This is a genomic window from Solwaraspora sp. WMMB335, assembly GCF_049179075.1.
In the GTDB taxonomy this organism is placed as follows: domain Bacteria; phylum Actinomycetota; class Actinomycetes; order Mycobacteriales; family Micromonosporaceae; genus Micromonospora_E.
Genome location: NZ_JBMHMF010000001.1, coordinates 3,791,944 through 3,807,900 on the forward strand (window position 1 = coordinate 3,791,944; position 15,957 = coordinate 3,807,900).

13 protein-coding genes are annotated in these 15,957 nt (G+C 66.8%); 2 read left to right on the plus strand and 11 right to left on the minus strand.

Annotation, left to right across the window (positions count from 1 at the left end):
• Positions 1–32: 32 nt before the first annotated feature.
• The 3 genes from ACN27F_RS16340 to ACN27F_RS16350 form a co-directional block, all read right to left on the minus strand.
• Positions 33–827: a phytanoyl-CoA dioxygenase family protein gene (locus ACN27F_RS16340; protein ID WP_421434377.1), complete on the minus strand. Its 795-nt coding sequence runs from the start codon at positions 825–827 to the stop codon at positions 33–35.
• A 98-nt stretch (positions 828–925) separates the two neighbouring features.
• Positions 926–2,113, minus strand: a complete 1,188-nt coding sequence (locus ACN27F_RS16345) for a cytochrome P450 (protein ID WP_421434378.1) — start codon at positions 2,111–2,113, stop codon at positions 926–928.
• Positions 2,114–2,244: 131 nt separating this feature from the next.
• On the minus strand, positions 2,245–4,875 hold the full coding sequence (locus ACN27F_RS16350) for an AAA family ATPase (RefSeq protein ID WP_421434379.1): 2,631 nt from the start codon (positions 4,873–4,875) through the stop codon (positions 2,245–2,247).
• 308 nt (positions 4,876–5,183) lie between these two features.
• Here ACN27F_RS16350 and ACN27F_RS16355 point away from each other — a divergent pair, with 308 nt between their 5' ends.
• Positions 5,184–6,446 (plus strand): cytochrome P450 family protein, encoded by a 1,263-nt coding sequence (locus ACN27F_RS16355; RefSeq protein ID WP_421434380.1) that lies wholly within the window; start codon positions 5,184–5,186, stop codon positions 6,444–6,446.
• Here ACN27F_RS16355 and ACN27F_RS16360 read toward each other — a convergent pair.
• From ACN27F_RS16360 to ACN27F_RS16375, 4 genes are read right to left on the minus strand one after another with little or no spacing between them, the layout of a single operon-like run.
• Positions 6,443–6,934 carry a hypothetical protein gene (locus ACN27F_RS16360; RefSeq protein ID WP_421434381.1) on the minus strand — a complete coding sequence of 164 codons (492 nt, stop codon included), beginning with the start codon at positions 6,932–6,934 and terminating at the stop codon, positions 6,443–6,445. The two genes, ACN27F_RS16355 and ACN27F_RS16360, sit on opposite strands and share 4 nt — an antisense overlap.
• 9 nt (positions 6,935–6,943) lie before the next feature.
• Positions 6,944–7,672 (minus strand): thioesterase II family protein, encoded by a 729-nt coding sequence (locus ACN27F_RS16365; protein ID WP_421434382.1) that lies wholly within the window; start codon positions 7,670–7,672, stop codon positions 6,944–6,946.
• Entirely contained in the window at positions 7,669–8,454 is a 786-nt protein-coding gene (locus ACN27F_RS16370) for an FkbM family methyltransferase (protein ID WP_421434383.1), read from the minus strand. Before ACN27F_RS16370 ends, ACN27F_RS16365 begins: the two co-directional genes overlap by 4 nt.
• The gene (locus ACN27F_RS16375) at positions 8,451–9,671 is read right to left on the minus strand and encodes a cytochrome P450 (protein WP_421434384.1); all 1,221 of its coding nucleotides are present in this window, start codon (positions 9,669–9,671) and stop codon (positions 8,451–8,453) included. Before ACN27F_RS16375 ends, ACN27F_RS16370 begins: the two co-directional genes overlap by 4 nt.
• Before the next feature lie 177 nt (positions 9,672–9,848).
• Between ACN27F_RS16375 and ACN27F_RS16380 the strand changes: the two genes are divergently transcribed.
• A complete protein-coding gene (locus ACN27F_RS16380) occupies positions 9,849–12,980 on the plus strand; it encodes a BTAD domain-containing putative transcriptional regulator (RefSeq protein ID WP_421434385.1) in 3,132 nt (1,043 codons plus the stop codon).
• Here ACN27F_RS16380 and ACN27F_RS16385 read toward each other — a convergent pair.
• From ACN27F_RS16385 to ACN27F_RS16400, 4 genes are all read right to left on the minus strand, one after another.
• A complete protein-coding gene (locus ACN27F_RS16385; RefSeq protein ID WP_289208439.1) occupies positions 12,898–13,689 on the minus strand; it encodes an ABC transporter permease in 792 nt (263 codons plus the stop codon). The two genes, ACN27F_RS16380 and ACN27F_RS16385, sit on opposite strands and share 83 nt — an antisense overlap.
• On the minus strand, positions 13,686–14,630 hold the full coding sequence (locus ACN27F_RS16390; protein WP_289208440.1) for an ATP-binding cassette domain-containing protein: 945 nt from the start codon (positions 14,628–14,630) through the stop codon (positions 13,686–13,688). Before ACN27F_RS16390 ends, ACN27F_RS16385 begins: the two co-directional genes overlap by 4 nt.
• A gap of 65 nt (positions 14,631–14,695) precedes the next feature.
• Complete coding sequence (locus ACN27F_RS16395) at positions 14,696–15,298, minus strand: histidine phosphatase family protein (RefSeq protein WP_421434386.1); 603 nt, start codon at positions 15,296–15,298, stop codon at positions 14,696–14,698.
• A 9-nt stretch (positions 15,299–15,307) separates the two neighbouring features.
• Entirely contained in the window at positions 15,308–15,904 is a 597-nt protein-coding gene (locus tag ACN27F_RS16400; RefSeq protein WP_289208442.1) for a transcriptional regulator, read from the minus strand.
• Positions 15,905–15,957 lie beyond the last annotated feature (53 nt).

The following is a 15,957-nucleotide window of genomic DNA, read 5'->3' on the forward strand; positions in this document are numbered from 1 at the left end:
CCATCGGTTCGTCGGGGCGCCGGAAAGGTCGGTCAGTGACGGTCGAGGGGACCGCTGTCGACCACGAGCGGGGCGGTGTCGCGGCCGGCCAGGTGCTCCGCGCGCGGGGCGCCGACCGGGCGCGGCGCGTCCGACACCGGGTTGTAGGTGAGGATCAGCAGGCGGCGGGCGAACGGCGAGATGTTGGTGCCGGACCCGTGAACGATCTGCGAGCTGAACAGCAGCACCCCGCCGCGCGCGCCCTTCGGGCTGACCATCTCGTGCTGCTTGACCAGGTCGGCCAGCTCGGCCGGGGTCAGCGAGTACTCATCCGGGTCGATGTGGCCGGATTCGTGGCCCTCGGTGGACCCTGGGCGTTCCAGCGTTCCCAGCCGGTGCGAGCCACGCAGGAAGATCACTGGGCCGTTGAACTCGGTGACGTCGTCGAGGAAGATCGCCACGTTCACCTGGGAGGGGGCCGGCATGTTGTCGACGTCCCGCCAGACGATGTAGTCCTGGTGCCACGCCCACCGCTCGCCGCCGAACGCCTGCTTTGAATTGATCTTCATCTGGTGGACATAGAGGTCCTCCCCTGCGATCTGCTGAGCCGGGCCAAGTAGCCGCTCGCTGCGCACCAACCGCGCGAACACCGGGTGACGGGCGTGCGAGGCATAGATCGAGCGCAGGGTTACGCCGTCGTCCTCGGTGATGCGATGCGGGCCCGGCACACGCTGGTCCTCGCTCAGCGCGATACACACGGTCTCGGTCTCGTCACTGGAGAACACGTCATTCAGCAGCAGGTATCCGTCGTTGTGGTAGGTCGCGAGCTGTTCCTTGGTGAGTTTCATAGCTCTCTCTGCGTGGATTCGGTCAGCAGGATGTGTGGATTCGGTCAGCAGTGTGCTGACAGCGATCGCGTCATGTGCGGCGATCGGAGGTGGCCGGATCAGCGGTGACGGAAGACGATTCGCAGGGAACGCGGCCCGGCGATCCCGGGGGTGTCGTAGTAGTCGACAGGGGCGCTTGTCACCTCGAACCGGCTGAAACGGTCGAGCATCGCCTCGATCGCGATCCCCAGTTCCGCACGAGCCAGCGGCGCGCCCAGGCAGTAGTGGATGCCGTGGCCGAACCCTAGGTGCTTGCGGGCGTCACGGTGGAGGTCGAACCGGTCAGGGTCGGTGAAGTGCTGCTCGTCGCGGTTGCCGGAGATGAACGACAGCGCCACGAATTGGCCTGCCGGCAGCCGCTCGGTGCCCACCGTGACCGCGCGGGTGGTCACCCGTGTGTTGCTGACGATGACCGGCCGATATCGCAGGGTCTCCTCGATGAGATTCGGAATCAGTCTGCGGTCGACGCGCACCTCGGCGGCCGCGCCGGGGTACTCATCGAGGGTCAGGACGATATTCGCCAGCAGCAGCGTGGTGGTCACGTGCCCGGCAAGTAGGAGAAGGTTGGCGAAGTTCACCACCTCGTCCTCGGTGAGCCGCTCCCCGTCGATCTCCGCCCGGCTCAGCCTGCTGATCAGGTCGTCCCTGGGGTTCATCCGGCGCCGCCGGCAGTGCGCCCGCAGGTAGGACAGCAGCTCCTTCTGAATGTCGGCGACACTCTTGCGAACTGTCTGGTCAGTCAGGCCAGCCTTGTCGAACGAGAGCATGCGCCGGGCCCATTCGCCGAACAGCGCCCGGTCCGCCGCCGGCAGACCGAGCAGCTCGCCGATCACCTGGACGGGCAGCGGATCGGACAGGTCGGCGACCACGTCCATCTCACCGCGGTCGGCCACGGCACCGACCAGTTCATCGGCGATCGCGGTGATCCGGGGCCGCAGCGCGGCGACCGCGCGAGCGGTGAAGGAACGGCTAACCAGGTCTCGTACGAGGCGGTGCCGGGGCGGGTCCATCGCGGTGAGGTTGCCGGCGGTCAGAGCTCCAGTACTCATCTCGCCGGGCAGATGCCGCCACAGCTCCGAGGAGAAGGCGGCCGGTTCGGCAGTGGCCTGCGTGATGTCGCGGTATCGGTAGAGCGTCCACAGCCGAGAGAGCGGATCCTGATGAACCGGGTGGTGCCGCCGCATCTCACCTAGCCACCGGTGCAGCGAGCGTCCCCCGTCCAGGGAGTACGTAGGTGCCGCATCCATATCGGAATACCGAAGGTCCATACAACTCGCGCCGCCCCGTCATCGTGTCGCCAAAAGGTCCGTGGCAATCCTTGCGAGGACGGGTCGCTCACCGCACTAGGGGCGCACCCCAGCAAGCCCCCAGGGTAATCTCATGCAGACTCCGCGTAGTCCAGGGTTCTCGCCACGAGCACGGGTGAGAGCGCACTGCGGGACTTGATGCCGAGCTTCCGATACGCCTGGGTCAGATGCCACTCGACAGTTTTCACCGTGACGAACAGTTCCTGGGCTATTTTCTCGTTCTGCATGCCCTCCGCAGCGAGCTCGGCCACCCGCTGCTGCTGGGGGGTCAGTACTGCATGAGGTCGACGGCCCACCGGGCCGGTCTCGATCGAACGCAGTTCGTCGACAGCTCGGCGATTCAGGACGTGCGCACCGTGGACGGCGGCCGTCTGGGCAGCCTGCCTCAGCTGCTCCCGCGCCGCCGCGCTCTTGCCTACGCGACGCAGAACGATACCGTACGTCAGCTGGGTTCTAGCCCTTTCCATCCGCCCCGGGAAGTCCTCCATCAGGCCGGCCGCCTCCCGCATTAGAGGCAGTGCAGCCGGCCCTGGGGTCAGCAACCCCAGGGTCCGCAGCGCGGCGGCGAGCGGCGCGGCCGCGCCGCTCAAGCGGGCACCGGCCAGTTCCTCTCGTGCCATGGCGAGCGCCTCCTCAGTACGCCCGAGGCGGTGAAGCGCGGTGACCGCAGATGACCAGCCCACCCATGCCCCTGGGGTGAATCCTAGGCCGACGGCGACTTGGCGGCCCCGGAGCAAGTCATTGAGGCCCTCGTCGAGCTGATCCTGAGCGATCCGCAGGCGGCCGCGGGCGCGTAGTAGCGGAAGGATCGCGATGGTGCCCGCCATGCCATCGTCCATCAGGCCGGCCTTCTCGATTGTCGCGGCAGCCGCGTCCAACGCACCCTGCGAAATCAGTGCCTCGGCCCGGACTGCCGCAGCGAAGGCCCGGACCATTCGGGCCGGGCGCTGACCGTCGGTGCCGGAGAGCACCTGAAGGGCGAGGTCAGCGGCACCCGCGATGTCGCCCAGCTGATAGTCAACCGCGGCCCGCAGGCACAGGTCGAGCCCGGCAAGCGTGGTACTGGCCTGGATCGCCGTGCTCCTCAGGGTCAGCACCGCCTGCCGTGCCTCGGCCAATCGGTCGAATTGCGCGAGCAGCGCGACCGCCACCAGACCAGCGCTCCACCCGACGCTGTCGCCGGCCGGGATTCGAGGCCGGTAGAGCAGGTCGTCGGTGAGCGATCCGATGTGTTCAGCTGGGGCTCCCCGTAAGACCTCCTCGAGCAGCGCCTTGTCTGCGAGGTGCGGCCGTCCGAGCCTCTCCAGCAGCTCCCGTCCACGATCCCGGGTCGCCAGGGAGAGCTGCGCAATCCACACCGCTGTCGCCTCAAGACGTGCGCCGAGGGCAGGATCACGCACCCCGGCGATCGCCGCCTCCAAGGTCGCGACCGCCTGGTCAAACTGGCAATCGAGGGTGAGAGTCCGGGCGGACTCCAGCGCCACCACCGCGCGCTCCCCGACGCTCTCACCCCACACGGGTCGAAGCTGTCTGGAGGCCGGGCGGATCCGCGACCGCGCATCTCCTAGTTCCTTGGCTGCTGGGAGAACCACAGCGGTTGAAACGTTGACCAACTGCTCGGCGACCGCCTCGGAGGAAGCACCGGTCTCAGCCAGCACCTGCGCGGCGCGGGCGTGCAAGCGGCCGCGCAGGAATGCCGGAATCCCTGCATACACCGCGCTACGCAACATGGGCTGCGCGAAGCTAAGAGCCGCGTCGTCCTTGATCACCTCTGACTCGACCAGCGCGGTCACCGCGTAGTCAACCTCGGCCTCGGGCCGGTCCGCGGTTCGGGATACGACCACCGGGTCCTCGGCCACGCCCAACACCGCGACGGCGCGGGCGACGGCTAGCGAGGACCGCGGGAGGCCCTGCAAGCGCCGAAACACCTGGCGCATCACCCGGACCGGTGGTCGCCGAAACAGGCCAGACAGCGCCTCCTCTGGTGATCCCAACCGGCCGGTAGCGACCTCTGCCAGCACCTCTTGCAGCAGCCAAGGGATGCCGCCGGTGGCGGCGAAGCAAGCAGCGGCGAACTCCGGCGAACTCGCCGCCCCTAGAGACGCGGACACCAAGCGGTGGGCGGCCGCTTCGCTGAGCGGGGCGAGCCGAAGGATCGTCGTCTCCAGCAAGACGCTCACGCTGCCCAGCCAGTCAGCAACTGGGCCCCGGTCAGCCGGATCGAGGGCGACGGCGAGCAACACCGGGGAGCGGTCGACGCGGACGCCCATGTAGCTCAGAAACCGGAGCGACGGCACGTCCACCCAGCGGGCATCGTCCACCACAACGACCAGACGCCGGTCGCCCGCGAGTTCCAGCAGCTCTCTTCGCAGCTGGCTGAGTACGCTCGGCCAGGCGGCCCTCTGAGCATCTTCCGCGTTGCGGACGGAGACGGCCGGCTCCAGCAGTTGGGCAACGGCCCCGAACGGCATGTCGCTCTCGAACTCGTTCCCCCGGGCGTACAGCACACAGAAGTCCTCCTCGGACGCCCGCTGATGCAGCAGTTTGAGGAGGCTGGACCGGCCTAACCCGGCGGCCCCCTCGATGATCAGGACTCCACCGCGACCAGCACTAAGCCGTCGCAAGTTGTGTTCAACCTGCCGAATCTCGACGTCCCGCCCAACAAGAGTGATGGGCCTTTTTTCAGATAGAGAAAGCACCATGGCGGAAGCGCCCCCGCAACGCTATAGAGCGACACCTTGAGTGTCGCCTCCAGGTGAAGCCAATAGACTTGATTCTATACTAGACAACACTACGGGTCAGTGAAATATGTGAACTTAATCACTCTCCACCCCTCCCTATCGGACAGTTGTGCTGACCCGACGGTCCGTTAGAATGATCCCGTAGGGCAACACGACCCTGACCACCAGCAGCGCACACGGTGCCAGTAGCTACGGGCACCGACGCCGCTGAAGCAGTCCTCCGAAGTGCGCAGGGAATGCAACCTGATTCCCAAGACCCGAGGATACAAATGGGCAATATTCGCAGGAATACGGCCAGCAATCGCACCTACCAGAATGCCGCGCCGTCGATTTCTACCGATCCACTCGCGGCCTACGAACACCTGCGCGAACAGGGCCCCGCCTGCCCGATTCGGTCCGTCGAAGGATCATTGATGTGGATCGTCGCGCGATATGACGGCGTCCGTTCCGTACTCGGCGACGCACGTTTCGCGAACAACCCCGCATCAGTTCCCGGCGAACACGCCCCCCTGCTGCAAGTCAACGCCATGCGGCGACTCGGCCTCGATGAGGAGCTGATCCCTTACCTGACGGACACCTTGCTTGACAGCGACGGCAAGGACCACAGCCGGCTGCGCCGCTTGGTGACACCATCGTTCTCGGCGCGCAGAGTCAAGGAACTGGGCCCACGAATCGAACGCCTCACCGATGACCTGATCGACGCCCTACCGGAGCAAGGCACCGCCGGTGTGACCGACCTTCTGGAGCACTTCGCGTACCCGCTGCCAATCCACGTCATTGGCGAGTTGGTCGGGGTGCCGGCTGTCGACCGGCCGGCGTGGCTGCGCTGGACCCATGACCTCTCGTTCAACCAGCAGGCACTGGGCCAGACACTGCGACCGCTCGTCGACTACACGTACGACCTGGTCCGGCGCCGCTGTGCCGAGCCCGGCGAGGATGTGATCAGTGACCTTATCCAGGCCCGAAACGCCGACGGCGATCGCCTTTCCGAGCGTGAGCTGGTCACTATGGTGCTCAGCCTGGTCATCGCGGGGCACGATACCACCGCCAACTTCATCGCCAACAGTATCTGGGCGCTGCTGACCCACCCGGATCAGCTTGCCCTGCTGCGGTCCGACCCGGGGCTGATGCCACAGGCCGTACAGGAGCTGCTGCGCTGGTGCGGGCCAGTGTTGGTGTCCCGGATGCGATACGCCACCGAGGACGTCGACCTCGGTTGGGGCACGTTTCAGGCCGGCGACGCCGTTACGGTGGCACTCAGTGGCGGCAACTACGACCCGCGTGCGTTCGAGGACCCTGGAATACTGGACATCGCCCGGCAGCACGACGTCCGAGGCGAGGCGCACGTCTCGTTCGGCGCTGGCCCGCATTACTGCCTCGGTGCCACGCTTGCCCGCCGCGAGGCCGAGATTGCGCTGAGCCGGCTACTGGACCGCCACCCCGACTTGGCTCTTGCCGTGCCCGCCGAGCAACTCCAGTGGCACGCAGTATCCGGCATGCGGAAGCTCGCCGAGTTGCCGGTGCGGCTTTAGCCGAGGCCACCCGAGACTGGACGCTTGAGATCTTTGCCCAGACCTCGCCACCGCTCATGCTCAACTTCATCGATGTGACGCAGGGCCCAGTTGTCAAGATCGCGGGCGTAGACCTCCGGGGCGTACGCCGCCTGCGGTATCACGAGCTGCGGCAGTTCCTCACCGGGTTCCTGCCGCAGCGGCTGGGCGAGCCCGGCGCTCCAGCGTTGCTCGTCGGGGAGCCAGCGCTCGGCGACCGACTCGGTGCGGATGCCTACCAGGACTGCGATTTCCGACCAACTGGCACCTCGGGCGCGGGCGTTCAGCACGGCTGCAGTAACCAGCTTGTCGGCCTGCGAGCGAACCCGGAGTGCCTCCATCAGCAGCTCAGCGGGTGGGCGCTGCCCGTCGTCGAGGGTCGGAACGAGCCTCAAGGCGTCGTCGACTACGTCCCGCGCCCGGTCTGCGAGGACGAGCCGGGCCAGAGCGGGCTGTGTGTACTCGGGCACGGCTCGATGCTACCCGCCCAGACGATCTGGGCTGGTCCGCATGCAGTCGGCAGCCACCTCCCGGCATACCTCAGCCGGCCTGCCATGCAGGAAGAAGTGGTTGCCGGGAAAGATCCGCACCCGGGCCTGCCGGGCGAACGCCTGCCAGCCACCGAGCGCCTCGATCGGGACCGAGGCGTCGGATGCACCGCCGTACACCGAGACCGGCAATGTCAACGGCCCGTCGAAGGCCGGTTCGTAGCGCTCGATCAGGTTGAGGTCGTTCCGTAGATGTTTGAGTAGCTGTGGCCGGAAATTCGGATTCATGAGAATGTCATCGGGCGTGCCGCCTAGCCGCGTTACGTACTGGACCATCGCAGCCTCGGGGGCGGCTAGCACGCCAGCCGGGAAGTCGCGTGGGTAGCCAGGCGGAGCTGCAGCGCAGAGGACGACAAGTTCGGGCGCGGGGCCAGTGATCCGCCGGATAGTCTCCGCCGCGATCAACGCCCCGAGGCTGTGCCCCAGCAGCACCCAGGGCTCGGCAATGCCTTGCAGCTCCGCGGCTAGCGCGTCGGCCCGGGACTCGATACTGGACCGGCCGGGTTCATCCTCCCAGTGGACAGCTCGGACCGCCAGGCCCGCTGCTGCAGCGCCCCGGACCCAGGCCCGGAACGCCACCACGCTGCCACCAGCATGCGGGATGCATACAAGCGTGCGAGCCGCCGAGCCGCCGAGCGTCACCAGGGTCGCCGCCGTCACGACCGGTCTCCGTACACCTCGTACAGCTCAGTTCCGCCCAGGCTCGGATCCTGCCGAGTCTCCACAGACAGACCCGCCGCCGCTAGCAGGTCGCAGAACTCGGCAAGGCGTCCTTGTTCGTCGTGCACTTCGGCGACGACGGCGTCGATCCGGGGCCAGTCGGCCGCCTCGATGCCACGCAGGACGTCCAGTTCGGCGCGTTCCACGTCGACCTTCAGCAACGCTACGCGCTCGACGCCGTATTCGCGGAACAGTCCGGAGACCGTTGTGACCGGAACCTCGATGGTTCGGCCTTCGTGTAGCCCTCCGATGAGCAGGTCGATTGACTCTTCGTCCACACCGCCGTTGCGCATAAAGGTTCGGGTGAGGGCGTCGTCCGCCTGCCGGTCGGCATACAGGCTGGAGTTGCCTGGCGCGTCAGGGTAGTAGGTCAGTGGTTGCGCGCCGGCGGTGGCGGCGACTGCGGTACGCACCGCTACACCGCCAAGGACATACTGGCCGAGATTGGCGAGTAGGCACTCGAACGTGTCGGGCACCGGTTCGGCCGCGATGATCCGTACATCCGGATTCGCAGCGGCGACAGCGATCGACACCAGTCCGATGTTCGCTCCGATGTCGAACATCACGCCGTCCGGGCGCAGCTGTCGCGCGGCGCGCCGGTAGAAGCCGTCGCCGCTGACTTCACGCCACATCAGCGAGGCCTCGCCCGGCCGTGTGCACCACACCAGACGGCCGTCGGGCAGCCGCAGTTGGCGGCGTCCAACGGTGGGTAAGCCGGTCATCGCCAACGCTCCGTTCTGGTTACAAGCCGTACGACGACCGAGTCGTAACCCCAGATCAGTATCGATCGCGTACGCTGGGGAGCTCCGACCAACTCGGCGCCACCTACCCGACGCAGCAATTCCTCGAATAGAACCGTGAGTTCGGTCCTGGCCAGGGCCGACCCAAGACAGTAATGCGCTCCGGTCGAGAAAGCGACGTGCGGGTTGGGACTCCGGGTGATGTCAAAACGATCCGGGTTCACGAACACCCGGGGGTCGCGGTTGCCTGCCGACAACCACAGCGCAACCGGATCCCCGGGATCTAGCGCGTGCTCCCCGATCCGGGTCGGTGTGACGGCGGTCCGCAAGACGTGCATCGCTGGGCTGGCGAACCGTAGAATCTCCTGGACCGCGCCGGGCAGCAGCCCGGGGTCATCGCGTAGCATTGCCCACTGATCGGGGTTGTCGAGCATGGCCAGGAACCCCCCGACCGTGGCATGCCGGGTCGTCTCATTGCCGCCGGAGATCAGGCCGTCGCAGTTGAGAAATATCTCCTCGTCGGTCAACTCGGTGCCGTCGATGACCCCGTTTACCAACGCGGTGACCACGTCATCGCGAGGCTCTCGGCGGCGGCGACGAATCAGATCCTCGTAGTACGACAGGATGTCGGCGTGCGCCTCCGCCATCGCAAGCTCGTCGGCCCCGTCCGAGCCAAACGCCACCATGGTCCGGTCCAGCATGAAGTCCCAGTCCTCCGGCGGCACACCTAGCATGTCGCAGATGACCGAGAGCGGCAGCCGTGCGGCTACATTCGTGAAGTCGCACTCGCCTTCCTCGATCGCCCGGTCGACGATGTCTACGGCCGTGGCACGCATGTTGTGTTCGACGCGGGCCACCATGCGCGGCGTAAAGACCGAGTTCATGATCTGCCGGATCCGCCCGTGCCGTGGCGGATCTGTGATGATCAGCATCTTGCCGGCGGCGAGCGAGGTAGCGGCCGGATTCTGGTCGAGCCGCATTCCCCCTTCAGAGGAGAACCCCTTCGAATCCTTGAGCACCCGGGAGATCAGCGTGTGCGAGACCACGGCGTGGAAACGGCGGCCCTCGAATACGCCTTCGTGAACCGGTCCCGCCGCGTGCATGCGCCGCCACAGGTCTTCTGGATTCCCCTGCTGGTACAGCTCGGGATCGCAGAGTTCGCTGGCGTACGTGGCAGAGTCAGACTGGCCAAGAGGCATACGAATTGATCTCCCAGACCGAAGTGAGCTACCTCATGATGTCCCCTGCGCTTCCCTAGCACACCCCCAGAGTTTCCCTATATGGTGCCGCGCTTCCCTGGGGTGTACCCGGGTGTACCCGGAGCAACCCCGGTCGTGCCGCGCGCGACCAGTCGGCATTGATGGCAAACTTGCACCATGCGCGTCGGCATACTCGGTCCTCTGCTGGTGACCGCTGGTGAGGTGGACGTGCGAATCGGTGGCGCTCGGCTGCGCGCGCTGTTGATCCGGCTCGCGCTGGAGCCGAGTCGGGTGGTGTCGACCGAGTCCCTGACCCGGTCGCTGTGGCCGAATACCCGGCTCACCGACAGCACACACGCTCTGCAGGCACTCGTCTCGCGGCTGCGCCAGACGCTGCCCGAGCCTGGCCTGCTAGAGCGCACTCAAGGTGGATACCGGCTACGGCTACCCCCGACCTCGGTCGACGTCACGCACTTCGAGCAGCTGCGGCAGGAGGGTCAGCGCCGACTCCGCGAGGGCGACGCGGCGCGCTCCGGCCGGGTACTCCGGGAGGCGCTCACCCTGTGGCGCGGGGAGCCTCTGGTCGATGTACAGGACATGCCGTTCGCGACCCAGGAGGTCACCCGGCTCACAGAACTACGACTTACCGCGCTCGAGGACCGCATCGCGGCGGATCTGGCATGCGGGGTAACGGACCTGGTCGCGGAACTCGAAGCGCTGACGGCCAGTTATCCGTTACGGGAGCGGTTATACGCGCTGCTGGTCCGTGCGCTACACGCTGACGGCCGTCAGTCCGAGGCGCTACGCAGGTACGCAGGCTACCGGCGCCTTCTAGCCGACCAGATCGGCGGTGACCCTGGGCCCGAACTGCGTGCGGCCCATCTGGCAGTCCTGCGCGACGACCGAGACATGGACGGAAACAGAAGCAACCTCGGTGCGCCCCTGACGTCCTTCGTCGGCCGGACCGAAGAACGACGCCGGATCCACGGCCAGTTGCGGGAGCGACGTCTGGTGACGTTGGTTGGAACCGGCGGTGTAGGCAAGACCCGCCTGGCGACTACGATTGCGGCGGAGTTGGCTGACCGGACGCCGGACGGAGTCTGGCTGATCTCGCTTGCCACGGCCACCGTCGCCAGCGACGTACCTCAAATAATGATCAATATCTTGGGTGTTCGGCAGGCCGACCGACCTGTCGAACCTGTTCGCGCGCTGGTCGCCGCACTAGGCTCGTCCGAGAGCCTGCTGATTATGGACAATTGCGAGCATGTCATCGCCGAGGCGGCCAGGGTTGTCGAGAGACTGCTGGTCGGCTGTCCGAGACTGCGGGTCATCGCGACCAGCCGAGAACCGCTGATGATCCCTGGTGAGACCCTCAGCCCGGTGCCGCCGCTACCGGTACCCCCGACGGGTGCACCGGTCGCTCAGGCGATGGAGTTCCCGTCGGTGCAGCTACTCGTCGAGCGAGCCAGGGCGGCTTCCCCCACGTTCTCGGTGACCGAAGAGAACATCGGGCACATCGTAGAGACCTGCCGAAGGCTGGACGGCCTGCCGCTCGCCATCGAGCTGGCCGGCGCCCGGCTACGGTCCATGTCGATCCAACATCTGGCCACCCGCCTCGACGACCGTTTCCGCTTGCTCACCGGCGGCAGCCGGACTGCCCTGTCCCGGCACCAGACGCTGCACGCTGCGGTGACCTGGAGTTGGGACCTGTTGAACGAGCCCGAGCGGCGGGCCCTGCGGAACGTGTCGATCTTCCCGGGATCTTTCGACGCCGCTGCTGCTGAGTCACTCGGGGTGGCTCCGGAACTGCTCGACGTCCTGTTCGACCGATCCCTGATCGCGCTCGCAGACTGTCCCGAACCTCGGTATGTCGTGTTGGAGACGATCCGGGAGTACGCCTTCCAGCGGCTGGAGGAGGCCGGCGAGGTGCTGCGGTTACGGCGCGATCATGCGACGCACTTCCTAGCGCTGGCTGAGCGAGCGGCACCGCACCTGCGTGGACCGGAACAGCATTTGTGGATGCTGCGTCTGAACGCTGAGAGCGGAAACCTACTCGCAGCCTTACGCTTCGCGACCGACTTCGGCGATGCGGACACGTCAGTCCGGATTGCCGCCGCCCTTTGGTACGCCTGGGTGATCAACAGCGAACACACCGAGGCGACAGAGCGGCTGCGCCGCGCCTTGAGTGTGCCCGGCCTGGTGCAGACCGATCGCAGCCGTACGGCTGCGATCGGTCTGCTTTTCAGTAGTGTTCTCGGCGGCGACCACGACGCGATGCGGGATGCCCGGCACTGGGCAATTGATAGCGGCATGCTGAAGCCGGACGAGCCCTTGGCCGCAGCCCTGCTGGCGCTCACCTCCGACGACCCTGGCCCGGCGTCCGCCTCGGACCGCCCGGAGACCGACTCCTGGGAGTACGCCCTTCTCTGGTGGATCCGGTCGTTCCTCAGCGCGAAACGGGGGGAACCCGCCGACGTGTGCGACGCGCTGACCCGCGCCGAGGACGGGTTCCGCCGGGCCGGGGACCGCTGGGCGCTCGCTATGTGTCTGCTCAGCATGAGCGACGCCCGGCTGATGGTCGGCGACCTGAATGCCAGCCAGCGCGCGCTTGAGGAGTCGACGGAACTGGCGCACGGCCTGGGCAGCAACGGCCAGCAACGACTTTGGCTAGCGGTCGTACGGCTGCGAACCGCCGATGTGCGGGGGGCACGCGCCGAGCTGTTGAGCATCGTGGAGGCACCGCCCAACCGTTACGCGTCCACCGCCCGGATATTCCTGGCCGACCTATGCCGCCAGGAGGGCGACCTCGACGCCGCCGCCCGCCAGTTGCGGCACGCTGCCAACGACCGCGAAGCCCAGCAGGATCTAGTGTTCCGTTCGCTGTACCGGCTTTCCGCCGGCCACCTGGCCGTTGCCTGCGGCGACCTGCACACCGCAGCGCGGGACCTGCGTGAGGGCCTAGACCTCATCGCGGCGATGCCGCACGTTCCGATGGGTGCGACGGTCGGCGCCGGCGTCGCGGCCCTGCTGTTGAATGCCGGCTCGCCGACGGCGGCCGCCGAGGTGCTCGGTGCCAGTCGAGCGCTCACCGGTACGGCCGACGCCGACGTCCTGCTACTCGAGCGCCGGCTGGGCGAGCAGCTCGACACGAGGGGCTACCAGGACGCATGCAGCCTGGAACCCGTCGCGGCCCTGGCCCTCATCCAACGAAGCCTCGCCGACACCATCACTCCCGACGCTGGTAGGCAAACACGGCCAGCGGGCAGAAGATCACCAGTAGGACAGCCGACCAAATCAAGGTCTGGCTGACCGCTTCACCGGCACCACCTCCGTTGAGCAGCGCGCGGCAGGCGTCCATGGCGTGCGTGACGGGATTGACGTTCGCCCACGCCCTAAGCCATCCAGGCAGGGTGTCGGTGGGCGCCGACAGGCTCGTCCCGAGCACGAGCGGCAGGAATGCTACGAACGAGAAGCCGAGCACCGCGCCCTCGTCCCGGACGAGTACGCCCAAGAAGACCGTCACCCAGCTAAGGCAGAACCCGAACGCGACGGCCAGCAGCACGGCCGCCAGCGTCGACAGTAGATCGGTCTGCACCCGGAAGCCGAGTGCGTATCCGATGCCGAACAGGATAATCACCGCGATCACGTACCGGATCACATCGGCCGCCACGCTTCCAAGCAGCGGCGCCGCGCGGCCGATGGGCAGGCTCCGGAAGCGGTCGAAGATGCCCTTTTTCACGTCGATGTTGAGGTTCAGCCCGGTGGCCAGCATCCCGGAGAGGCTGGTGGTCATCACCAAAATCCCAGGGAACAGATACTGCAGGTAACTGTCGGTGGACCCAGACACCGCCCCCCCGAACAGGTACAGGAACAGGACCAGGAAGATCACCGGGGTCATCACCCCGTTGACCAGATAGCCGGGATTACGCCTAGTCTTCACGAGGCTTCGCTTGGCCAGTACGGCGCTGTGCCGCAGCAGCCCGAGCGGCCGAGGCCGATAGGTTTCCGTGGTGGTCATCGCCGCACCTCCGCGGATCGGCCGGTCAGGGTGAAAAAGACCTCGTCGAGGCTGGGCAGGCGCAGCGAGAACTCCGCTAGCCGTACGCCTTCGGCAGCAAGGCGCTGAACTACCTCGGGGAGGACTCGGTCATCGTCTACTGGCACAGTGACAACGCCACGGTCGACCGGTTCGGCGCGCCGCCCGGCGACCTGCTCCAGCACCCCCACAACCAGGTCCGTATGCCGCGGATCGACCGGCCGCACAACGATCGCCTGTCCGCCCACGATTCGTTTGAGGTCAGCAGGCGTTCCGTCGGCGATAGCCCGTCCGTCGTCGATCACGTAGATGTAGTCAGCCAACGCGTCCGCCTCCTCCAGGTACTGCGTCGTCAGCAGCACGGTCGCACCATCGGCCGTCATGCTGCGCACCAGCCGCCACAGATCCTCACGGCGGCCAGGGTCGAGCCCGGTGGTGGGCTCGTCGAGAAAGACGATGTGCGGTCGCCCTACCAGGCTCACCGCGAGGTCGAGGCGACGTCGCATGCCTCCGGACAACGCAGAGGCCCGCTGCTTCCCAGACTCATGCAAGTCGAACTGCCGCAGCAGTTCGTCGGCGCGGAACCTGGCTTCCGCCTTGCGCATGTCAAGCAACTGCCCGACCATCACGAGGTTCTCGAAAGCGGTCAGTTCCTCATCGACGGTGGCGTACTGGCCGGTCAGTCCGATCAGGCGCCGTACCCGGGACGCCTGGGTCACGACATCCAGACCGCTGACGACCGCGCGGCCCTCATCTGGCCGCAGCAGGGTCGCCAGGATACGGATGGCTGTGGTCTTGCCGGCACCGTTGGGCCCGAGCACACCCAGGACCTTTCCAGCGGGTGCAGCAAGGTCGAGCCCACTGAGCGCGGTCTTCTTGCCGAAGCGTTTGACCAGACCCTCGGTCTGGAATGCGTAGTCCATGGTTAAAGGCTGCCGCAGGCGGATCACAGACCACGCACAGAACGCTCACACCGACTACGGCCGGCTCAGGGCCGTACGGTCGCCCTGAATCCGGTCCAGCGCAGATCACCCGCCAGGTGACTCTGATCGTTGAACATCACCAGGGTGGGTGACAGCCCGACCCGGTACTCGATCACGGTGAGGCCTGTGTTCGCGCTATCCAGGCCGAGCCACTGGGTGGGCGGGGCCTCTAGCGCGTCGCGCACCAGCCACGCTATCGGGTACGCGTGCGTGACGAGCACCTCGTGGGAGTCCGACCCGGTGCGCTCGGGAGCCTTGGTGAACCTCGCCACCAAGGCCTCTGCGGTCCGCCGACCCGCCGCGGCCTCAGCCTCATCAAAGCCGTCGAAGAAGCCGGCCCACGCGTGGGGCATCTCGTCCGCGTTCGGAACGTACGGCACATGGTCGATGAGCTCGGCAGCATCGGCCACCGGCACGTCCGGCAGGTGTTTCGCCAGTTCGCGCGCGGTCGCGGCGGCGCGCGGCAGCATCGAATGCCACACCGCGTCGATCGGCAACTCGGCGAGCCGCCGGCCGAGAAGATCGGCCTGTTTGTACCCCACGTCGGTGAGCTCACCGAATGCGTCAGCCGCGCCGTGTCGTGCCAAGTAGAGGTATCGAGTAGCCATAGGGGGAACCTATCGCGTTCTCGGCTCGGCACCGCGGGGGATTCCGAGTGTCGACAGAAGATCCTCGTGTAGCTCCATCCACACAGCGTGACACGACGCGACTCCGACCCCGGCCACCCACTGTCGCTCCCCCGCACGGGCACGGGTCAGTGCTGCGTCGAACCGGTCGTCGTAGCCGCCGAACCTAGCCAGCACGCCGGCGAGCCCGCCGACCAGCCGGGTCAGATCCCCGCTGGTCGCCCTGAGCTCGTCCAGCACCCGTTCATCCCACTGCGGGTCGCTGTGATCGTTTGACGCCAACCGGTCGGTCTCGGTTGGCCGCAACTGCCAGTCGGTGCAGGCCCGGACCACCCGTCCGTTGAGAATCTCAAACTCCTTGTGTACCCGTTCGACGACCTCTCGGGCACCAGCCTGATCAAGTTCCTCGGCGAGTTTCCTGGTGTCCTCGTCACGGCCAAGCTCGGTGAGCGTCCACCCGCTCGTGGCTCCGAACTCGACGTACGTCACCCACCCGTAGGCTTCGAAGTCCCGCAGCAACTCGGAGGCTGCGTCCTGGTCGATGCCAGTCCGTCGGGAGACCGCCGCGTCACTGGTCACCCCGGTCACCCGTACAGTGTGCAGGACAGACAGATCCGGTGATGAGGCATGTGTCATGCCAG